The following is a 20,431-nucleotide window of genomic DNA, read 5'->3' as shown; positions in this document are numbered from 1 at the left end:
CCTCCCGGGGGTGGTCGGAGGTTGTTCGGGAGTTGTCGGGGGGTTGTGAAGACGGCGTCCACGCGCCCCCGTCGACGCCGTTGACGGGGCGGAAACCCGCCCTGAGAGTGGTAAACGCCCACGAGGGGGACAGAGGCGGCGGATCGGGGGGTCTGCGATGGCCGGGGGAAGCGTAGGACGAACGGCGTACGGGCGGGGCGTGCCATGGGGGGACGCTCTGCTGTCCGCGATCGCCGCTGTGAGCTGGGCGTTGATCGGGATGACGGGGGTGGCGGCGCTCGGGCTGCATCTGCTGCGGGCCGATTCCGCCGGGTCGCTCGGGCCGATGACGGCGGCCGTGGTGGCGCTCGGGGCGGGTGGTTCGGTGTCGCCCTCGGGTGACATGTCCGCGTTCGGATTGACGGGGGCGGAGGCCGCGAGCGCCATCGATATCGCGCCACTCGGCGTCAGCCTGGTCGGTGCGCTCCTTTTGTCCTGGTTCTTCCTGCGGTCCTTGCGGGCGGCCGGAGTTGTCGTCTCCCTCGCCGAACTCCTCGTCCGCGCGGGGGCGGTGGCCGTGCTGTTCGTCGCGATGCTCGGCGGGCTCGCCTGGGCCGGGCACGATGTGATCACGATCGACGGCGGGGCCCTGCGCAGCCCCGACAAGCTGGAGATCCCCGGCGTCGGGGACGTCGGCGGGCTGCTGCCGGACCGGATCGGGGACCTCGTCGAGGCGGAGGCCGCCGTCGGGTTCACCGTCGACACCGGGCCGACGCTGCTGGGCGGGCTCGGCTGGTGCGCCGGGGTCCTGCTGCTCGCCGTGCTCGCCTCCCGGCGTACGCCGTTGCCGCTGAACTGGGGGTTCGTGCACCGCTCGGTGCGGCCGGCGGTGTCGGCGGTCGTGTCCGTGCTGCTGATCGCCGTCGCGGCGGGGTGGGCCGCCGCCGTCTTCGCCTCGCTCCGGGACGACCATCCGGGCCGGATCTTCGGCGCCGCGCTGCTCGGGGCGCCGAACGGGGTGTGGGTCGGGGTCGGCGTCGGGCTCTTCGTGCCGTTCGACGGGCAGGCGAGCGGGATCCTCACGTACGTCCTGCCGGATCCGGTGGACCGGCTGCTCGCCTCCGGGGAGCCGGGGTCGGTGACGCTCGCGCGGCTCGCCGAACTCGACGGGCGGGTATGGCTGTTGGGGGTCGCGGCGGCGCTGATGACGCTGCTGGCGGGGGTGTTCGCGGCGGTCCGGACGCCGGTTTCGGGCGGGGCCCGGCGGTTCGTCGGGGGGTGCGCGGTGCGGTTGGGGGTGGTGACGGGGGTGGCGCTCGCGGTGCTGGCCCGGGTGACGGTGGTGTCGGTGGACGCGGGGCTGTCGGTGCTGGGGGTCGATGCCGTGGGGGCGGCGCTGGAGTTGCGGGGGGATGTGGTGGTGGCGGGGTTGGTGGGGGTCGGGTGGGGTGTGGGGGCGGGGGCGCTGGGGGCGGTGCTGGCGTGGGTGAGCGGGGCCGCAGGGAAGGGGGCGTCGCGGTTGGCGGTGGGGGGTGGAGGCGGGAACGGCAGCGGGAGTGGGAATGGGGGGTCCGGGGCGAGCGGGCCTTATGCGCCTCGGCCGTCGTACCGGGCGCCCAACCCTGATACGAACCCCTATCTGCGGAGGCCGGAGGGGTGAGGGGACGCGCGTTGAAAATATGAGCGCGTCGGGCCGTCGTCACCCTCCCGTCGTCCACTGTTCCCCGTCCGCCTGTCGGACCGGGGCGGCGCATCGTACGAGGTGGCGGTTACGGTGTAGGGACCATGAGCGATACGCAGACGCAGGCTCCGGCCTCTGACGTCCCCACTCTTCTCGTCAAGATCTTCGGCAAGGACAGGCCGGGCATCACGGCCGGGCTGTTCGACACGCTTGCCGCCTACTCGGTCGACGTGGTCGACATCGAGCAGGTGGTGACGCGGGGCCGGATGGTGCTGTGCGCGCTGGTCACCGAGCCGCCGCGCGGGCTTGAGGGCGAGCTGCGGTCGACCGTCCACAGCTGGGCCGAGTCGATGAAGATGCAGGCGGAGATCATCTCCGGCATCGGCGACAACCGGCCGCGCGGGCTCGGGCGCTCGCTCGTGACGGTGCTCGGGCATCCGCTGACCGCCGAGGCGACGGCCGCGATCGCCGCGCGGATCACCAAGACCGGCGGCAACATCGACCGTATCTTCCGGCTCGCCAAGTACCCGGTCACGGCGGTGGAGTTCGCGGTGTCGGGCGTCGAGACGGCACCGCTGCGGACCGCGCTGGTGACCGACGCGGCGGCGCTCGGGGTGGACGTCGCGGTCGTCGCGGCCGGGCTGCACCGGCGGGCGCAGCGGCTGATCGTCATGGACGTCGACTCGACGCTCATCCAGGACGAGGTGATCGAACTCTTCGCGGCGCACGCCGGGTGCGAGGAGCAGGTCGCCGAGGTGACGGCGGCGGCGATGCGGGGCGAGCTGGACTTCGAGCAGTCGCTGCACGCGCGCGTGGCGCTGCTCGCCGGACTCGACGCGTCGGTGGTGGAGAAGGTCCGCAGGGAGGTCCGGCTGACGCCGGGTGCCCGGACGCTGATCCGTACGCTGAAGCGGCTCGGCTATCAGGTCGGGGTCGTGTCGGGCGGGTTCACGCAGGTCACGGACGATCTCAAGGCGCGGCTCGGGCTCGACTTCGCGCAGGCCAACACGCTGGAGATCGTCGACGGGAAGCTCACCGGGCGGGTCACCGGGGAGATCGTCGACCGGGCGGGCAAGGCACGGCTGCTGCGGCGGTTCGCCGCCGAGGCGGGGGTGCCGCTCGCGCAGACCGTCGCGATCGGGGACGGCGCGAACGACCTCGACATGCTCAACGCGGCGGGGCTCGGGGTGGCGTTCAACGCGAAGCCGGTGGTCCGGGAGGCCGCGCACACGGCGGTGAACGTGCCGTTCCTCGACACCGTGCTGTATCTGCTGGGGGTCACCCGCGAAGAGGTCGAGGCGGCGGACACGCACGACGAGGACTGAGCCGGATTTCTGGACGCCGCTCCCGGCGGCGTCCTCGGTACGAGGGCCCGGGGCCGCCTGCGCGGTGCCGGGCCCCTGTCCGTTTCCTCTTCTTCCTCGGTGGTTACGCGTTCGGCGTCCAGAAGTCGACCAGGCGTGCCACGCCGTGTTCGACGCTCTTCCAGGAGCCGTCGAAGGTGAGGACCGCGAGGGCGGAGGTGGGGAAGCCGGAGCGGTTCATCCGGGGGAGCAGGTCGGCGTCGGCTTCGCCGGCCAGGGCGTCGGCCAGGGCGTGGACGCCGGGGTTGTGGCCGATCAGGACGAGGTTGCGGACGTCGTCCTGCGTCTCGTTGAGCAGGGCGATCAGTTCGCCGAGGGACGCCTCGTAGATCCGCTCCTCGTAGACCGTCCTCGGGCGCTCCGCGAGTTCCGGGACCGCGAGCTTCCAGGTCTCGCGGGTGCGGGCCGCGGTGGAGCACAGGGCCAGGTCGAAGGGGATCCCCGTCTGCGCCAGTTTGCGGCCGGCCGTGGGGGCGTCCTTGCGGCCTCGCTCGGCGAGCGGGCGCTCGTGGTCGTCTCCGTCGCTCCACTCCGCTTTCGCGTGCCGGAGGAGAACGATCTTGCGGGGTTCTTCAACGCTCATACGTCCCAGCTTCGCATGAAACAGGCCACCGGGCTCGGGGAGTTGACAGGCGGGTTCGGTGGAGGGGTGAGGGTTCGAAGAGGGGTCCGAGCTGCGGGGTTCGGCGGGGTCGGCGGGGCGGGGGCGGAGGTGTCGCCGGGGTGTGGCGAGAGCGTGGCTGGGGGTGTGCGCATTGTCTAGCCCGCCATCAACTGGCGTACCCGCTCGACCAGTTGGGTCCAGGCCGGGTCCGAGGCCGCCGCGTGGGCGTCCGCCGGGTTCATCACCAGGGACAGGAGGGTCAGGAAGGCCAGGATCGGGAGGGCGACGGCCCACCAGCGCAGTCGGGTCTCCGGGCCGCCCGTGGTCGCCGGGTGGGGGCGGGTGTGGGAACGGGCCGGCATGGTTCCTCCGCAGCGCTTCGAGTGTCCTCGCGGCCGCCGTCTCGCGGCCACGACTCGAAGGTACGGACTCCGGGCGTCCCCGCCCATCCGGGCTTCCACCCACTTGACCCTGACACTCACCCCCTAGGGGATGGGGGGTTACCCCCACCGTCCCGCTCCCCCTGGGGCTCCTGAGTCACGGCGAAGCGATCGTGGCGATGACGGCGATCACGACGAAGATGGCGAGGAACGAGCCGAAGACGATGAGCATCTTCCGCTGCCCGTTCTGCGGATTCGGGTCGAGCAGAGGCATACGACCAGTTTCGCACCTGGGGTGGAGGGGACGGCGCGGGGGGTGGGGTCAGGGTCGGATCAGGGGTGAGGGTTCGGGTGGGTGGGGTGAGTGGCCCGAGGCCGGGCCGGCGGGGGTTGGCGGGGTCGAACGCCCCGCCCCGCCGCGCGAGCCTGCCGTCAGCCCCGTCTGCCCTGGCCCTCGCGTTCCGTCGGCGGACCGGCTGCGCCGCCTGGTCGCGGCGGGTGGTGGTGTACCGGCGCGGCACCGGTGACTCGGCAGGTCGGCCCGCCGAGGTGAGCGCCGGCGCGTCACGTCGGGGTGCTCACGCCGGTGAGCGGTACGCGTGACCGCAACGCCCGGCGGATCCCGCGTGAGCCGGTCAACGGCTGTTCGTGGGGGCCGGGTTCTCCGTGGGGGTCAGTTCGTCCTCGACTGTGCGGTTGCGGCCCGCGAGGATGCCGACGGCGGTCTGGGGGACGAGGAGGAGGGACATGAGGGTGAGGGGGAGGTGCCAGTTGCCGGTGGACTGGTAGAGGACGCCCATGAGGAGGGGGCCGGGGATGGAGATGAGGTAGCCGGTGCTCTGGGCGAACGCGGAGAGCTGGGCGACACCGGCGCCGGTGCGGGCGCGCATGCCGACCATCGTGAGGGCCAGCGGGAAGGCGCAGTTGGCGATGCCGAGCAGGACGGCCCACGCCCAGGCACCGGACGCGGGGGCGGCGTACAGGCCCGCGTACCCCGCGAGACCGCAGACGCCGAGCGCGACCACGATCGGGCCCTGGTGCGGCAGCCGCGTCGCCAGCCGGGGGATCACGAAGGCCAGCGGGACGCCCAGGACCATCGTCACGGCGAGCAGCAGCCCCGCCGTGCCCGCCGACACCCCGGCGTCACGGAAGATCTGCGCCATCCAGCCCATCGTCACGTACGCGCCCGTGGCCTGGAGCCCGAAGAAGACGGCGAGCGCCCAGGCGGTACGGCTCCGGGTGATCCGCAACGGCGCCTGCGCACGGACGACGTCCCCCGCACGGCCGGCGTCCTTCACGCGCGCGCGTGCCCTGACACCGGCCTCACCGGTGCTGCCCGCGCCACCGTCCCCGCGCGCACCACCGGACGCCGACAGCTCACCGGCCCCGCCGAAACCACGGCCCGCCTCACCCCCGTCGGCCGCGCCCGAACCCGCACGCGCGGCGGACCCCTGAACCCGGCCCGTCCCTCCGGCCCGCCGCACTCCCCCAGGCACCTCTGGCTCGCCGCGCCCGCGCCGACGCCCCCACCCGAACACCACCCACGGCACCACGGCCGCCCCCGCGAGCCCGGCCCACACCGCGAGGCCCGCGCGCCAGCCCTCGCCCAGGGCGTGGGTCAGGGGGACGGTGACCGCCGCCGCCGTGGCCGTGCCGAGGGCGAGGCCCATGGAGTAGAGGCCGGTCATGGGGCCGACGCGGTCGGGGAAGTGGGTCTTGACGATGACCGGCATGAGGACGTTGCCGACGGCTATGCCCATGAGGGCGAGGGCGCTGGCGGCCAGGAAGCCGGGGACGCCGCCGAGGTAGGGCCGTAGGAGGAGGCCGGCGGTGAGGGCGAGCAGGCCCGCGCAGACGACCGCCGGGGCGCCGAAGCGGCGGGCGAGACGGGGTGCCGTGACGCCGACGAGCGCGAAGCACAGGGGCGGCACGGAGGTGAGGACCCCGGCGACGCCGCCGCTCATGCCGATGCCGTCGCGGACCTCCTCCAGGAGCGCGCCGAGGCTGGTGATGGCCGGGCGGAGGTTGACGGCGGTGAGGGCGACGGCGACGGCCAGGAGCCGTTTCGTCCACGCGCGCGTGGAGGGCGCCGGGGATGTCGTGTCCGGTGCCTGGTGTGCCGTCCGGATCGGGGCCGTCGTCCGTGTCGTCTTGCTCGCCATGCCACCCATCATAGAATCATAGGATGTTTTACCGACCGCCCTGTCCGCCCTGCCTGTGCGAAGGTGTCTCATGGCCTTGACACACCCCCGCCGGTCCGCCCTCTCCGAGCAGGTCATCGCCGCGCTGCGTCAGCAGATCACCTCCGGTGAGTGGCCGGTCGGCTCGCGCATCCCGACGGAACCGGAGCTGGTCGAGCAGCTGGGCGTGGCGCGCAACACCGTCCGGGAGGCCGTGCGGGCGCTCGCGCACAACGGGCTGCTGTCCATCCGGCAGGGCTCGGGGACGTACGTCGTGGCGACGAGCGAGCTGGCCGGCGTGATGCACCGCCGCTTCGCCGGCGCCGACCCCCGGCACATCGCGGAGCTGCGCGCGGCGTTGGAGTCCAGCGCGGCGAAGCTGGCCGCGGAGCGCCGGACGGCGAAGGACCTGAGGCAGTTGGACGCGTTGCTCGCGCGGCGCGAGGAGGCGTGGGCGGCCGGGGAGCCGGAGGCGTTCGTGGCGGCCGACGCGACGCTGCACCTCGCGGTGGTGGCGGCGTCGCACAACGACGCGATGACCGCGCTGTACGCGGACCTCGGCGAAGTGCTGCGGGACTTCCTGCGCGACGACGTCGGCCCCGAGCTGTCGCCGGGGTCGTACGTGGAGCACGCGCGGCTGATCGACGCGATCCGGACGGGGGACGCGCGCGCGGCGGCCGAGGAGGCGGCGGGGCACGCGTTCGGGTGCCGGTTCAGCCGCGCGCGTGGGTGACCCACACCGCGCGGATCTCCTTCCAGCAGCGCCCGGTGAGCCGTACGGTCCTGGCAGGGCCGGCGTCGACGGGGGCCGTGTCGGTGTCGACGTCCCACCAGCGGGCGCACTCGATGTGCAGCCGGACGCGGTCGGTGGCCGGGTAGGGGTTGTGGCACCAGACGACGGCCTGTGAACCCTCGACCCCGGTACGGCACTCCGCCCCGAAGGGCTCCACGCGCGCGTGGACGGCCGGTTCACGCACACGCGCGTGCGGCATCGCTTCGTACGGCAGCCCCAGCAGCAGGGCGAGAGCTGCTATCGCAGGGGTGACACCGCGGGATACGCGCACAAGGGAACCTCCTCGGCATGGCTCGGGAGGGGAGTACGTCCACAGTGGCCCCGCTTCGGGGTGCGGCGCCCGGCCTGGTACGCCGAACGGGTGAGGGCCCGTCGCCCGGGGAACTCCCGGGGACGAGCCCTCGTCAAAACAGTCACAACAGAAGACAGAAGCGGAGACCGCGGCTGCTTCAGCCCCCGTGGCAGCGTCACGCGCCGATCGCGTGCAGCCCCCCGTCCACGTGGATGATCTCGCCCGTGGTCTTCGGGAACCAGTCGCTGAGGAGGGCGACGATGCCCTTGCCGGCCGGCTCGGGGTCCTTGAGGTCCCACTCCAGGGGGGAGCGGTCGTCCCAGACGGCGGCGAGGTCGCTGAAGCCGGGGATGGACTTGGCGGCCATGGAGCCGATGGGGCCCGCGGAGATGAGGTTGCAGCGGATGTTCTGCTTGCCGAGGTCGCGCGCGATGTAGCGGCTGGTGGCCTCCAGGGCGGCCTTCGCCGGGCCCATCCAGTCGTACTGCGGCCAGGCGTACTGCGCGTCGAAGGTGAGGCCGACGACCGAGCCGCCGTTCTGCATCAGCGGCAGGCAGGCCATGGTGAGCGACTTCAGGGAGTACGCCGAGACGTGCATGGCCGTGGCCACGGACTCGAACGGCGTGTTGAGGAAGTTGCCGCCGAGGGCGTCCTGCGGGGCGAAGCCGATGGAGTGGACGACGCCGTCGAGGCCGCCCAGTTCCTCGCCGACGATGTCCGCGAGGCGGCCGAGGTGTTCGTCGTTGGTGACGTCCAGCTCGATGACCTTGGTGGGCTTGGGCAGCTTCTTGGCGATGCGCTCGGTGAGCGTGGGCCGGGGGAACGCCGTCAGGATGATCTCGGCGCCCTGCTCCTGGGCCAGCTTGGCGGCGTGGAAGGCGATGGAGGACTCCATCAGGACGCCGGTGATCAGGACGCGCTTGCCGTCGAGGATTCCGCTCATGGTGATCAGTGACCCATTCCCAGTCCGCCGTCAACGGGGATGACGGCTCCAGTGATGTACGAGGCGTCGTCGGAGGCGAGGAACCGCACCGTCGCGGCGATCTCCTCCGGCTGCGCGTACCGGCCGAGCGGCACCTGGGACACGATGCCGGCGCGCTGCTCGTCGGTGAGGACCTTGGTCATGTCGGTGTCGACGAAACCGGGGGCCACGACGTTGAAGGTGATGTTGCGGGAGCCCAGCTCGCGGGCGAGGGAGCGGGCGAAGCCGACGAGGCCGGCCTTGGACGCGGCGTAGTTCGCCTGGCCCGGCGAGCCGTACAGGCCGACGACCGAGGAGATCAGGACGACGCGGCCCTTCTTGGCGCGCAGCATGCCGCGGTTGGCGCGCTTGACGACGCGGAAGGTGCCGGTGAGGTTGGTGTCGATGACCGACGTGAAGTCGTCCTCGGACATCCGCATCAGCAACTGGTCCTTGGTGACGCCCGCGTTGGCGATCAGGACCTCGACGTTGCCGTGCTGCTCCTCGATCTCCTTGTACGCCTGCTCGACCTGCTCCGGGTCGGTGATGTCGCACTTGACGGCCAGGAAGCCCGCCGGCGGCTCACCCGAGCGGTAGGTGATCGCGACCTTGTCGCCGGCGTCGGCGAATGCGCGGGCGATGGCGAGGCCGATGCCCCGGTTGCCTCCGGTGACGAGAACCGAGCGGCTCAACGGATCACCCTTTCGATAGGGGTCTGACACATCCCGCCCGGACGCCCCGGGGTCCCGGGTGACAGGCGGCTTCCCCGAAAACCTATCCGCCCGTCCCCTTTCACGGACATTCGGGCACCGACAGTGGGTCAAGAACCTGGCTGTCGGGTTCCTACAGTCGGCGCCGGTGGCCCGGCAGGGGGCGGGATTTCGGGGGAACGCGCGGTGTGCGACATGATTCACTGCCTGCGACGGTCATCACAGGCGAGCACCCCGAAGGGACCCCACTCGTGCCCCATGAGATCGATCCATCGTTTCTGGCCCTCCCGCTACGGGCCCTCGCGGACGCCGCGCTCGCGCGGGCGCGGGCGCTGGGGGCCGAGCACGCGGACTTCCGGTTCGAGCGGGTGCGCAGTGCGGCGTGGCGGCTGCGGGACGGGCGTCCGGCGGGGACGTCGGACTCGACGGACCTGGGGTACGCGGTGCGGGTGGTGCACGGGGGGACCTGGGGGTTCGCCTCGGGGGTCGATCTGAGCATGGACGCCGCCGCGAAGGTGGCCTCGCAGGCGGTGGCGATGGCCAAGCTGTCGGCGCGGGTCATCAAGGCCGCCGGGTCCGATGAGAGGGTCGAGCTGGCCGACGAGCCCGTGCACGCCGAGAAGACCTGGGTGTCGGCGTACGAGATCGACCCGTTCTCGGTGCCGGACGAGGAGAAGACGGCGCTGCTCGGCGAGTGGAGCGGGCGGCTCCTGGCCGCCGACGGGGTCGACCATGTCGACGCCTCGCTGCTGACCGTCCACGAGAACAAGTTCTACGCCGACACCGCGGGCACGGTCACGACGCAGCAGCGCGTGCGGGTGCACCCGCAGCTGACGGCCGTCTCCGTCGACGAGTCGAGCGGCGAGTTCGACTCCATGCGCACGCTCGCGCCGCCGGCCGGGCGGGGCTGGGAGTACCTGACGGGCACCGGCTGGGACTGGGACGCCGAGCTGGCGGAGATGCCGGCGCTGCTCGCCGAGAAGATGCGCGCGCCGAGCGTCGAGGCGGGCCTGTACGACCTCGTCGTCGACCCCTCCAACCTGTGGCTGACGATCCACGAGTCCATCGGCCACGCCACCGAACTAGACCGCGCGCTCGGCTACGAGGCCGCCTACGCCGGCACCTCCTTCGCCACCTTCGACCAGCTCGGCACGTTGAAGTACGGCTCCGAGCTGATGAACGTCACCGGCGACCGCACCGCCGAGCACGGCCTCGCGACGATCGGTTACGACGACGAGGGCGTCGCGGGCCAGTCCTGGGACCTGGTGAAGGACGGCACGCTGGTCGGCTACCAGCTCGACCGGCGCATCGCGAAGCTGACGGGGCTCGGCCGCTCCAACGGGTGCGCGTACGCCGACTCGCCGCGCCACGTGCCCGTGCAGCGCATGGCGAACGTGTCGCTGGCGCCCGACCCGGCCGGCATGTCGACGGAGGACCTGATCGGGGGCGTCGAGCGGGGCATCTACGTCGTCGGCGACCGCTCCTGGTCCATCGACATGCAGCGCTACAACTTCCAGTTCACCGGGCAGCGGTTCTTCCGCATCGAGAACGGACGCCTCGCGGGCCAGCTCCGCGACGTCGCCTACCAGGCCACGACCACCGACTTCTGGGGTTCCATGACGGCCGTCGGCGGCCCCCAGACGTACGTCCTCGGCGGCGCCTTCAACTGCGGCAAGGCCCAGCCGGGCCAGGTCGCGGCGGTGTCGCACGGCTGCCCGTCCGCGCTCTTCAAGGGCGTCAACATCCTCAACACCACGCAGGAGGCCGGGCGATGAGTGCCGCCGTCAACAAGCCGCACGAGATCGTCGAGCGGGCGCTGGAGCTGTCGCGGGCGGACGGGTGCGTCGTCATCGCGGACGAGCAGTCGTCGGCGAACCTGCGCTGGGCGGGCAACGCGCTGACGACGAACGGCGTCACGCGCGGGCGCACGCTGACGGTCGTCGCGACGGTGGACGGCAGGGAGGGCACCGCGTCGGGCGTGGTGACCCGGGCCGCCGTCACGAGCGACGAACTGGAGTCGCTGGTCCGGGCCGCCGAGGAGGCCGCGCGCGCGGCGGGCCCCGCCGAGGACGCGCAGCCGCTGGTGACGGGCACACCGGCGTCGCCGGAGTTCACCGAGGCGCCCGCCGAGACGTCGTCCGCGGTGTTCGCGGACTTCGCGCCCGCGCTGGGCGAGGCGTTCGCCCGCGCGCGGGCGGGCGGGCGTGAGCTGTACGGGTTCGCCAACCACGAGCTGGTCTCGACGTACCTGGGCACCTCGACGGGGCTCAGGCTGCGGCACGACCAGCCCAACGGCACGCTGGAGCTGAACGCCAAGTCGCCCGACCGCGCCCGCTCGGCGTGGGCGGGGCGCTCCACACGGGACTTCAAGGACGTCGACCCGGCGGCGATGGACGCCGAGCTGGCCGTCCGCCTCGGCTGGGCCGAGCGCCGGATCGAGCTGCCCGCCGGGCGCTACGAGACGCTGCTGCCGCCGACGGCCGTCGCGGACCTGCTGATCTACCAGCTGTGGTCGCAGTCGGGCCGGGACGCCATCGAGGGGCGGACGGTGTTCTCGAAGCCGGGCGGCGGGACGCGGCTCGGCGAGCGGCTGACCGAGCTGCCGCTGACGCTGCGCAGCGACCCGCACGAGCCGGGGCTCGAATCGGCGCCGTTCGTCATCGCGCACTCCTCGGGCGGCGACACGTCCGTCTTCGACAACGGGCTGCCCGTGCGGGCCACCGAGTGGATCGGCGGCGGCGAGCTGAAGAGCCTCATCACCACCCGGCACAGCGCCTCCCTCACGGGCCTGCCGGTCGCGCCGGGCGGCGACAACCTCGTCCTGGACGGCGGCGGCGAGCGGTCGCTGGACGAGATGGTCGCGTCGACGGAGCGCGGGCTGCTGCTGACGTGCCTGTGGTACATCCGCGAGGTCGACCCGGCGACGCTGCTGCTGACCGGGCTGACCCGGGACGGGGTCTACCTCGTCGAGAACGGCGAGGTCGTCGGCGAGGTCAACAACTTCCGGTTCAACGAGTCGCCGGTCGACCTGCTCGGGCGGGCCGTCGAGGCGGGGCGGACGGAGAAGACGCTGCCGCGTGAGTGGAGCGACTGGTTCACGCGGGCGGCGATGCCGGCGCTGCGGGTGCCGGATTTCAATATGAGCTCTGTCAGTCAGGGCGTATAACCTCGTAGACGGTGGCCGACCGGCCGCCGGCTGTGATCTTCAAGGAGACAAGAGAACCGTGACGGACATCGTCGACGAACTGAAGTGGCGTGGGCTGGTCGCCCTCTCCACGGACGAGGACGCATTGCGCAAGGCGTTCGCGGACGGTCCTGTCACGTTCTATTGCGGCTTCGACCCGACGGCCCCCAGCCTGCACCTCGGCAACCTCGTGCAGATCCTGACGATGCGGCGGATCCAGCAGGCGGGCAACCGCCCGCTGGGCCTGGTCGGCGGGGCGACGGGCCTGATCGGCGACCCCAAGCCGACGGCGGAGCGCACGCTGAACGCGCCCGAGGTGGTGGCCGGCTGGGTGGAGCGGCTGCGCGGGCAGATCGAGCGGTTCCTGGACTTCGAGGGGCCGAACGCCGCGCGGATGGTCAACAACCTGGACTGGACGCAGGGCATGTCGGCGATCGAGTTCCTGCGGGACGTCGGCAAGTACTTCCGGGTCAACAAGATGATCGCGAAGGAGGCCGTCTCGCGGCGCCTCAACTCCGACGCGGGCATCAGCTACACGGAGTTCAGCTACCAGATCCTCCAGGGCATGGACTACCTGGAGCTGTACCGCCGTTACGGCTGCACGCTGCAGACCGGCGGCAGCGACCAGTGGGGCAACCTCACGTCGGGCACGGACCTGATCCACCGGGTCGAGCCGCAGGCGGAGGTGCACGCGCTGGGGACGCCGCTGATCACCAAGGCGGACGGCACGAAGTTCGGCAAGACCGAGTCGGGGACGGTCTGGCTCGACGCGGAGATGACGACGCCGTACGCGTTCTACCAGTTCTGGCTGAACGCGGACGACCGGGACGTCTCCAAGTTCCTGCGCATCTTCAGCTTCCGCTCCCGTGAGGAGATCGAGGAGCTGGAGCGGCAGACCGAGGAGCGTCCGCAGGCGCGGGCCGCCCAGCGGGCGCTGGCCGAGGAGCTGACGACGCTGGTGCATGGTGCTGCGCAGACGGACGCCGTGATCGCCGCGTCGAAGGCGCTGTTCGGTCAGGGTGAGCTGGCGGAGCTGGACGAGAAGACGCTGGCCGCGTCGCTCTCCGAGCTGCCGCACGTCCAGGTGTCCGAGCTGGGGCTCGCGGTGGATCTGTTCGCCGAGGTCGGGCTGGTCGCCAGTAAGTCGGCGGCGCGGCGGACCGTCAAGGAGGGCGGCGCCTACGTGAACAACGTCAAGGTCGCCTCCGAGGACGCCGTCCCGGCGCAGGAGGACCTGTTGCACGGGCGGTGGCTGGTGCTGCGGCGGGGCAAGAAGAACCTCGCGGCGGTGGAGTTCACCGGCTGAGCCGACGTCGTGTGTGAGGGTGCCTTCCCGCTGGAAGGCACCCTCTGTCCTGTCTCAGGTGCGTTGTTTGTTCCTGCCCAGCGTTGCCGCGTACGCCATGTCGCCCAGGAAGACGATCACCACCGCCGCGATCAGCTGGAACGCGTGGCGGCCCCAGTCGATGCCCCGGGTGGCGTCGATGCCGACGGCTCGGGCGAGGGCGTTGCCGGCGATCGCGCCGAGGATGCCGAAGATGGTGGTCAGCCAGAGGGGGCTGTGCTGTTTGCCCGGGATGATCGCCTTCGCGAGCAGACCCAGCACGAGCCCCACGATGATCGCCCACAACCAGCCCATGGCTGCCTCCTTGTTACGGATCGACGTGAGCAGTGCCCCCAGTGTCGGTCCGGTCGCCGTACGCCGCATGTCGAGACGGGCGTACGCGGGTCGGCGCAGGAGGATCGCCCGGCCTTGCGGTGCCCCGGGCTCGAAGGGGGCGCAGGCGCGGCGTAACGTGGAGGAGGCCCGGGGGCGGGTTCGGTGCCCGGGGTGAGTCGTATGCGGGCGGACGGTGGAATCTGATGCGGAAGCAGGACGTCGGCGGAAACGGCCAGGTGTTCCGGATCACCGGTGCCCGGCAGGGTCTCCAGGACGACGTGCGGGCGCGGCAGCGGCGGTACATCATCTCGATGTCCGTGCGGACGGTGTCGGTGATTCTCGCGGCGCTGTTGTGGAACGTGGAGCGGCATGTCGCGGCGGTGGCGCTGGTCCTCGGGATCCTGCTGCCGTACGTCGCGGTCGTGATCGCCAACGCGGGGCGGGAGAACGCGCCGGGGCTTCCCTCGACGTTCGTGGCCTCGCCGGGGCGGGCGGCCATCGGGCCGCCGCGCGTTGCGGAGCGTCCGGCGGAATCCTTCCCGGAGGACGCGGGGTCCGGAGCTACCGAACGGTAACAGTGAACGCACTCTGCGTTCCGTGTGGACAAGGCTCAAGAAAAGCTCAGATCAATCCCGTTGTTCCGGTGCCACGGTGGCGTGTTGCCGTGACATACTTCCTAGGCGCTCCGCATCCCCCGTCGGAGCGACGGACCGACGCCGGGCAGCTCCCCCCGTGGCTGCTCGGCGTCGCCTTTTTGTGTACGGGTTGTGAGACGACGCTGTGACCGACGAAACCCCCATCTGCTCGGCCAAGGGCTGCCGTACGGCCGCCGTGTGGGTGCTGGCCTGGAACAACCCGAAGCTGCACACGCCGGAGCGGCGCAAGACGTGGCTCGCGTGCGAGGAGCACCGGGAGCATCTGTCGCAGTTCCTCGGGGTGCGGGGTTTCCTCAAGGACGTCGTCAGGTTCGAGGAGTGGGAAGCCCCCGAAGGGGCGTGATCCCGAAACCCCCTCGCGTGCCTTCCGGTCAGCCGCCGATCGCCGACATCGGCCGCTGCGGCTGCACGAACGACGGGTCGTCCAGCCCCGCGCCCGCCTTCTTGCCGTACATCGCCGCCCTCCACAGCTCGGCGATCTCCTCGTCGGAGGCGTCGCCGCGCAGGGCGCCGCGCAGGTCGGTCTCCTCGCGGGCGAAGAGGCAGGTGCGGATCTGGCCGTCGGCGGTGAGGCGGGTGCGGTCGCAGGCGGCGCAGAAGGGGCGGGTGACGGAGGCGATGACGCCGACCTTGTAGGGGCCGCCGTCGACCAGCCAGCGTTCCGCCGGGGCCGAGCCCCGTTCGTCCTGGGTCTCGGAGGTGAGGTCGAAGCGGGTGCGCAGGGAGGTGAGGATGTCGCCCGCGGTGACCATGCCGTCGCGGGTCCAGCCGTGCTGGGCGTCGAGCGGCATCTGCTCGATGAAGCGGAGTTCGTAGGCGTGGTCGACGGCCCAGGCGAGGAGGTCGGGGGCCTCGTCGTCGTTGAGGCCCGGCATGAGGACGGTGTTGACCTTGACGGGGGTGAGGCCGGCCGCGCGGGCAGCTTCCAGGCCGTCCAGGACGTCCTGGAGGCGGTTGCGGCGGGTGAGGGCCTTGAAGACGTCGGGGCGGAGGGTGTCGAGGGAGACGTTGACCCGGTCGAGGCCGGCCGCCTTGAGGGCGGGGGCGGTGCGGCGCAGCCCTATGCCGTTGGTCGTCAGGGACGTCTGCGGGCGGGGGGTGAGGGCCGCGACGCGCTCGACGATGCCGGTGAGGCCGGGGCGCAGGAGGGGTTCGCCGCCGGTGAAGCGGACCTCCGTGACGCCCAGGAGGCGGACGGCGATGTCCACCAGGCGGACGATCTCGTCGTCCGTGAGGAGGTCGGGCTTGGCGAGCCACTGCAGGCCCTCTTCGGGCATGCAGTACGTGCACCGCAGGTTGCAGCGGTCCGTCAGGGACACTCTCAGGTCGGTGGCCGTCCGGCCGTAGGTGTCGATGAGCACGTGGGCCCCTCCCTCGCCTCGGTGAAGCCGCTTCTCGGAATTGCCTTTCCGTTACCAATGAGCCTACGTGACACCACTGACAACGCTCCAGTGCCGACGATCACCGGCCGCCGGACATGCGATCCGGACGTGCGAAGGGCCGTGCCGCCGGAGGGGGTGCGGCACGGCCCTTCTGGGACGGGCGTCGGCGTCAGTGCGCGCCGGTGCCCGTGAGGGAGCGGACCTCCAGCTCGGCGTACTTCTTCTTGTCGGGCTCCTCCTTCGAGAGGTAGGTGCCGACGATGCCGAGGAGGAAGCCGACGGGGATCGAGATGATGCCGGGGTTCTCCAGCGGGAACCAGTGGAAGTCGACGTCGGGGAACATCGACGTCGCCTTGCCGGAGACGACCGGCGAGAACAGCACCAGGCCGACGGCGCTGATCAGGCCGCCGTAGATGGACCAGAGGGCGCCGCTGGTGGTGAACCGCTTCCAGAAGAGGCTGTAGAGGATGGTGGGCAGGTTCGCGGACGCGGCGACCGCGAAGGCGAGGGCGACGAGCCCCGCGACGTTCAGGTCTCGCGCGAGGGCGCCCAGCAGGATCGATACCGCGCCGATGCCGACGGTGGCCCAGCGGGCGGCCCGGATCTCCTCCTTCTCGCTGGCCTGGCCCTTCTTGATGACGTTGGCGTAGATGTCGTGCGCGAAGGACGACGAGGAGGCCAGCGTGAGCCCCGCGACCACCGCGAGGATCGTCGCGAAGGCGACGGCGGAGATGCTGGCGAGCAGGATCGCGCCCCAGTTGGAGTCGACGCCGCCGAGATGGAGTGCGAGGAGTGGCGCGGCCGTGTTGCCCGCCTTGTTGGACGCGGTGATCTCGGCGTTGCTGATCAGGGCCGCCGCGCCGAAGCCGAGGGCGAGGGTCATCAGGTAGAAGGCGCCGATGAGACCGATGGCCCACAGGACGGACTTCCGGGCGGCCTGCGCGGTGGGCACCGTGTAGAAGCGGATCAGGATGTGCGGGAGCCCGGCGGTGCCGAGGACCAGCGCGATGCCGAGCGAGATGAAGTCGAGCTTGGTGGTGCCGGTGAGGCCGTACTTGAGGCCGGGCTCCAGGAACGCGGCGCCCTTGCCGCTGTTGTCGGCGGCGGTGCCGAGCAGGTCGGAGATGTTGAAGTCGAACTTGAGCATCACCAGGAACGTCAGCAGCAGCGCGCCCGCCATGAGCAGGACGGCCTTGACCATCTGGACCCAGGTGGTGCCCTTCATGCCGCCGATGGTGACGTACAGGATCATCAGGACGCCGACGAGGGCGACGATGGCGATCTTGCCGGTGTCGCTGGTGATGCCGAGCAGCAGCGAGACGAGGACGCCGGCGCCGGCCATCTGCGCGAGCAGGTAGAAGATCGAGACGACGATGGTGGAGGTGCCGGCGGCGGTCCGGACCGGGCGCTGGCGCATCCGGTAGGCGAGGACGTCGCCCATGGTGTAGCGGCCGGAGTTGCGCAGGGGTTCGGCGACCAGGAGGAGGGCGACGAGCCAGGCGACCAGGAAGCCGATGGAGTAGAGGAAGCCGTCGTAGCCGAAGAGGGCGATGGCGCCCGCGATACCGAGGAAGGAGGCGGCGGACATGTAGTCGCCGGCGACGGCGAGGCCGTTCTGGAAGCCGGTGAACTGGCGCCCGCCCGCGTAGAAGTCGGAGGCGTCCTTGGTCTGGCGGCCGGCCCAGACGGTGATGACGAGGGTGGCGAGGACGAACGCCGAGAACAGGCTGATGATCAGGGTGCGGTGCTCGCTCGCCGCTCCGCCGGCCGCGAGGGTGGTCAGCATGGGGCTCATTCGGCGCCCTCCATACGGGTCTTGATCGCCTCGGCCTTGGGGTCGAACTTGGCCGCGGCGATGCGCGCGTACCACCAGGCGATGAGGAACGTGGTCAGGAACTGGGCGAGGCCGAGGACGAGGGCGACGTTGATGTTGCCGACGACCGTGGTGCCCATGAAGTCGCCCGCGTAGTTGGAGAGCAGGACGTACAGCAGGTACCAGGCGATGAAGCCGACGGTCAGGGGGAACGCGAAGCTGCGGTAGGAGCGGCGCAGTTCACCGAATTCCGCGCTCTCCTGCACCGCTTCGAACTCCTCGGCTGAGGGGCGCTGGGCTGGGATCTTCGAGGGGGGCGGTGTCTCGGTGGCCACGGAGTCTCCTCGCACTGCGAAGGTCGGATCTAACGGACGTACAGGCATATATGTAAAGGCATACGCCGGATGGCCCGATCAGCCTCGGGCTTCCTGCCCAAGGTCACGGCGCCGCACGGAAACCGGTTCAACTCGTTCGGGTTGTTTCGAAAGTTGACGTCCGGGGGATCCGGCGGGACCTCGCCTCACCCGGATCGCGGAACGTGATCTTTAGGAAGTCATTGCCGAGGGGCGAGTCCGGCGGATAACTTCGAGCCTGACCTCTGGTCATGTACCTGCCCGGACGCGGACCTCGCGCCCGGTGTTCCGCCGTACCCGGATGATGTGGAGATCCCATGGCTCATCTGCCTTCCAGACGACGCCTCGCGCTCGCCGTGCCGCTCGTGCTGACGCTCACCGCCTCCCTCGGCTTCCTGCCGACGGCGGCCACCGCCGCACCCGCCCCGGTCAGCGCGACCACCGAGGCCGGCACGCTCACGTACGTCGTCAACACGAAGGCGGATCACCGCACGATCGCGTCGGTGAAGAAGGCGATCACGGCGGCGGGAGGGACCGTCGTGATCGCGTACGAGAAGATCGGCGTGATCGTCGCCCACTCGGCGAACGCCGGGTTCGCCGCCGAGATACGCAAGGCGCGCGGCGTCCAGTCGGCGGGCGCGACCCGTACGGCGCCGCTGACCCCGGCGGGGACGACCGACGAGGGTGCCGTCCAGAAGCTCACGCAGGCGCAGGCGGCCCAGTTGGCGTCCGCCGCGACCGCCGGTCAGGAGCCGATGGAGGCCGACCAGTGGGACCTGCGCGCGATCGGCGCCGACAAGGCGGCCGAGATCAACCCGGGCAGCAAGAAGGTCACCGTCGCCGTCATCGACACGGGCGTCGACGACACCCACCCCGACCTCGCGCCCAACTTCTCGGCGTCGCAGTCCGCGAGCTGTGTCGGCGGGGTCGCGGACACCACGGCGGGCGCCTGGCGGCCGGCCGACCCGGGCCACTACCACGGCACGCACGTCGCCGGTGAGATCGCCGCCGCGCGCAACGGCATCGGCGTCGCCGGGGTCGCGCCCGGCGTCAAGGTCTCCGGGATCCGCGTCTCGCAGGGCGAGGGCCAGTTCTTCTACCCCGAGGCCGTCGTCTGCGCGTTCGTCTTCGCCGCCGACCACGGCGTCGAGATCACGAACAACAGCTACTACGTCGACCCGTACCTCTACAACTGCCTCGACGACCCCGACCAGAAGGCCGTCGTCGACGCGGTGAACCGCGCGCAGAGCTACGCGCAGCGCAAGGGCACCCTGAGCATCGCCTCGGCGGGCAACTCCAACCACGACCTCGACTCCGACGCGATCGAGGACACCACCAGCCCGAACGACACGACGCCGGTGACGCGGACGATCGACCCGCACAAGTGCCTCGACGTGCCCGCCCAGCTGCCCGGTCTGGTGACGGTCAGCGCGACCGGCGTCAAGGGCACCAAGTCGTACTACTCCACCTACGGCTACGGCGCGGTCGAGGTCGCGGCGCCCGGCGGGGACCGGTACCAGATCCCGGACACGCCGTCCAAGAACGGCCGCATCCTGTCCACCATGCCGAACAACTCCTACGGCTTCCTCCAGGGCACCTCGATGGCCGCCCCGCACGCCGCCGGGGTCGCCGCGCTCCTCAAGTCCACGCACCCGTGGGCGAGCCCGGCGCAGCTCACCGCCCTGCTGAAGATCCAGGCCGACAAGCAGGCGTGCCCCGCCGAGCCGTACGACGGCAACGGTGACGGCGTCGTCGACGCGACCTGCGTCGGCGGCAAGTTCTACAACGGGTTCTACGGGGCCGGTGTCGTGAACGCGCTCAAGGCCGTCACGAAGTAACGCCCTCCGCGCCGCCGTCGACGCGCAGTTCGGCCACGTCGACGGCGGTCTCCCGCGGGCCCCGGTTGCGGTTGCGGCTCTCCTCGCGTGCGGGCACGCCCGTGAACGTGAAGGAGAGCGCCCCGAGGAACCGGCGCCCGCTCTCCCAGCCCCGCGGGACGGTCGCCGTGATCCGGCGGACGCCCGTTTCTGTCGCCTTTCTGATCAGGTGTGTCGCGTACGACGTCCCCAGGGAGGCGCGTTGCCGCGAACGGTGCACCAGGAAGAGGCCGACCGAACAGTCCTCGGGCGCCGGGTAGCGCATCACCACGTCGGCCAGGGCGACGACGGTGCCGTCCGCGTCCGTGGCCACCAGGATGCGTTTGTCGTCCCAGTCGGCGCCCTCGGGGAGGCCGTAGAAGAGGCTCTGCACGTCGCCCGGGGCGGGCGGGAGGCCCGTCGCGGCCTCGAAGTAGTCGGCGCACGCCTGGAAGAGGGACCAGAGGGCCGGTTCGTCGGCGGGTTGTGCGTCGCGCACGGTGTGGGGGCGGCCTGCCGCGTCGGTGAAGTGGTCGCTCATCGCTCCCCGTCCTTCGGTGAGTTGCTGCCGTGAAGGCATAGT

The 20,431-nt window shown here is 71.4% G+C and carries 21 protein-coding genes; 9 read left to right on the top strand and 12 right to left on the bottom strand.

Going from position 1 to position 20,431, the window contains the following annotated elements; all coding sequences use genetic code 11:
- Positions 1–157: 157 nt before the first annotated feature.
- Both IAG44_RS31385 and serB read left to right on the top strand, forming a co-directional pair.
- Entirely contained in the window at positions 158–1,639 is a 1,482-nt protein-coding gene (locus IAG44_RS31385) for a streptophobe family protein (RefSeq protein ID WP_223006810.1), read from the top strand.
- Positions 1,640–1,764: 125 nt separating this feature from the next.
- A complete protein-coding gene (serB, locus tag IAG44_RS31380; RefSeq protein WP_187750451.1) occupies positions 1,765–2,985 on the top strand; it encodes a phosphoserine phosphatase SerB in 1,221 nt (406 codons plus the stop codon).
- 103 nt (positions 2,986–3,088) lie between these two features.
- Here the strand turns inward: serB and IAG44_RS31375 are convergent, their stop codons facing one another.
- From IAG44_RS31375 to IAG44_RS31365, 4 genes are all read right to left on the bottom strand, one after another.
- A complete protein-coding gene (locus tag IAG44_RS31375; RefSeq protein WP_187750450.1) occupies positions 3,089–3,607 on the bottom strand; it encodes a SixA phosphatase family protein in 519 nt (172 codons plus the stop codon).
- A gap of 176 nt (positions 3,608–3,783) precedes the next feature.
- Complete coding sequence (locus IAG44_RS31370; RefSeq protein ID WP_187750449.1) at positions 3,784–3,990, bottom strand: hypothetical protein; 207 nt, start codon at positions 3,988–3,990, stop codon at positions 3,784–3,786.
- A 175-nt stretch (positions 3,991–4,165) separates the two neighbouring features.
- Positions 4,166–4,282 carry an SGM_5486 family transporter-associated protein gene (locus tag IAG44_RS44360; protein WP_281404311.1) on the bottom strand — a complete coding sequence of 39 codons (117 nt, stop codon included), beginning with the start codon at positions 4,280–4,282 and terminating at the stop codon, positions 4,166–4,168.
- A 361-nt stretch (positions 4,283–4,643) separates the two neighbouring features.
- Complete coding sequence (locus tag IAG44_RS31365; RefSeq protein ID WP_246562191.1) at positions 4,644–6,170, bottom strand: MFS transporter; 1,527 nt, start codon at positions 6,168–6,170, stop codon at positions 4,644–4,646.
- Between the two features lie 70 nt (positions 6,171–6,240).
- Here IAG44_RS31365 and IAG44_RS31360 point away from each other — a divergent pair, with 70 nt between their 5' ends.
- Positions 6,241–6,921, top strand: coding sequence for a FadR/GntR family transcriptional regulator (locus tag IAG44_RS31360; protein WP_187750448.1), 681 nt, complete (start codon positions 6,241–6,243; stop codon positions 6,919–6,921).
- On the opposite strand, the gene IAG44_RS31355 is transcribed toward IAG44_RS31360, so the two are convergent.
- The 3 genes from IAG44_RS31355 to fabG form a co-directional block, all read right to left on the bottom strand.
- Positions 6,902–7,252 carry a hypothetical protein gene (locus tag IAG44_RS31355; RefSeq protein WP_187750447.1) on the bottom strand — a complete coding sequence of 117 codons (351 nt, stop codon included), beginning with the start codon at positions 7,250–7,252 and terminating at the stop codon, positions 6,902–6,904. The genes IAG44_RS31360 and IAG44_RS31355 overlap by 20 nt on opposite strands.
- A gap of 196 nt (positions 7,253–7,448) precedes the next feature.
- Positions 7,449–8,216, bottom strand: a complete 768-nt coding sequence (gene fabI / locus IAG44_RS31350) for an enoyl-ACP reductase FabI (protein WP_187750446.1) — start codon at positions 8,214–8,216, stop codon at positions 7,449–7,451.
- Positions 8,217–8,221: 5 nt separating this feature from the next.
- Entirely contained in the window at positions 8,222–8,926 is a 705-nt protein-coding gene (gene fabG / locus IAG44_RS31345) for a 3-oxoacyl-[acyl-carrier-protein] reductase (protein WP_187750445.1), read from the bottom strand.
- Positions 8,927–9,195: 269 nt separating this feature from the next.
- On the opposite strand from fabG, the gene IAG44_RS31340 reads away from it, so the two are divergent.
- From IAG44_RS31340 to tyrS, 3 genes are read left to right on the top strand one after another with little or no spacing between them, the layout of a single operon-like run.
- On the top strand, positions 9,196–10,719 hold the full coding sequence (locus tag IAG44_RS31340; RefSeq protein ID WP_187750444.1) for a TldD/PmbA family protein: 1,524 nt from the start codon (positions 9,196–9,198) through the stop codon (positions 10,717–10,719).
- Positions 10,716–12,110: a metallopeptidase TldD-related protein gene (locus tag IAG44_RS31335; protein ID WP_187750443.1), complete on the top strand. Its 1,395-nt coding sequence runs from the start codon at positions 10,716–10,718 to the stop codon at positions 12,108–12,110. The genes IAG44_RS31340 and IAG44_RS31335 overlap by 4 nt, the downstream gene beginning before the upstream one ends.
- Positions 12,111–12,168: 58 nt before the next feature.
- Positions 12,169–13,434, top strand: coding sequence for a tyrosine--tRNA ligase (tyrS, locus tag IAG44_RS31330; RefSeq protein ID WP_187750442.1), 1,266 nt, complete (start codon positions 12,169–12,171; stop codon positions 13,432–13,434).
- A 54-nt stretch (positions 13,435–13,488) separates the two neighbouring features.
- Here tyrS and IAG44_RS31325 read toward each other — a convergent pair whose 3' ends face one another.
- Positions 13,489–13,767, bottom strand: coding sequence for a GlsB/YeaQ/YmgE family stress response membrane protein (locus IAG44_RS31325; RefSeq protein WP_187750441.1), 279 nt, complete (start codon positions 13,765–13,767; stop codon positions 13,489–13,491).
- Between the two features lie 224 nt (positions 13,768–13,991).
- Between IAG44_RS31325 and IAG44_RS31320 the strand changes: the two genes are divergently transcribed.
- Both IAG44_RS31320 and IAG44_RS31315 read left to right on the top strand, forming a co-directional pair.
- Positions 13,992–14,363 (top strand): DUF3099 domain-containing protein, encoded by a 372-nt coding sequence (locus tag IAG44_RS31320; protein ID WP_187750440.1) that lies wholly within the window; start codon positions 13,992–13,994, stop codon positions 14,361–14,363.
- A gap of 205 nt (positions 14,364–14,568) precedes the next feature.
- Positions 14,569–14,787, top strand: coding sequence for a hypothetical protein (locus tag IAG44_RS31315; protein WP_187750439.1), 219 nt, complete (start codon positions 14,569–14,571; stop codon positions 14,785–14,787).
- Positions 14,788–14,815: 28 nt separating this feature from the next.
- Here the strand turns inward: IAG44_RS31315 and moaA are convergent, their stop codons facing one another.
- The 3 genes from moaA to IAG44_RS31300 form a co-directional block, all read right to left on the bottom strand.
- A complete protein-coding gene (gene moaA / locus IAG44_RS31310) occupies positions 14,816–15,805 on the bottom strand; it encodes a GTP 3',8-cyclase MoaA (protein WP_187750438.1) in 990 nt (329 codons plus the stop codon).
- A 190-nt stretch (positions 15,806–15,995) separates the two neighbouring features.
- A complete protein-coding gene (locus tag IAG44_RS31305; protein WP_187750437.1) occupies positions 15,996–17,621 on the bottom strand; it encodes a solute symporter family protein in 1,626 nt (541 codons plus the stop codon).
- Complete coding sequence (locus tag IAG44_RS31300) at positions 17,618–17,974, bottom strand: DUF485 domain-containing protein (protein WP_187750436.1); 357 nt, start codon at positions 17,972–17,974, stop codon at positions 17,618–17,620. The genes IAG44_RS31305 and IAG44_RS31300 overlap by 4 nt, the downstream gene beginning before the upstream one ends.
- A gap of 335 nt (positions 17,975–18,309) precedes the next feature.
- Between IAG44_RS31300 and IAG44_RS31295 the strand changes: the two genes are divergently transcribed.
- Positions 18,310–19,830, top strand: a complete 1,521-nt coding sequence (locus IAG44_RS31295; RefSeq protein WP_187750435.1) for a S8 family serine peptidase — start codon at positions 18,310–18,312, stop codon at positions 19,828–19,830.
- On the opposite strand, the gene IAG44_RS31290 is transcribed toward IAG44_RS31295, so the two are convergent.
- A complete protein-coding gene (locus tag IAG44_RS31290) occupies positions 19,820–20,389 on the bottom strand; it encodes a GNAT family N-acetyltransferase (protein ID WP_187750434.1) in 570 nt (189 codons plus the stop codon). The two genes, IAG44_RS31295 and IAG44_RS31290, sit on opposite strands and share 11 nt — an antisense overlap.
- Between the last annotated feature and the right edge of the window lie 42 nt (positions 20,390–20,431).

This window comes from Streptomyces roseirectus (genome assembly GCF_014489635.1).
GTDB lineage: Bacteria > Actinomycetota > Actinomycetes > Streptomycetales > Streptomycetaceae > Streptomyces > Streptomyces roseirectus.
The sequence above is the reverse complement of the archived record's forward strand: the minus strand, read 5'-3'. Positions and strand labels throughout refer to the sequence as shown.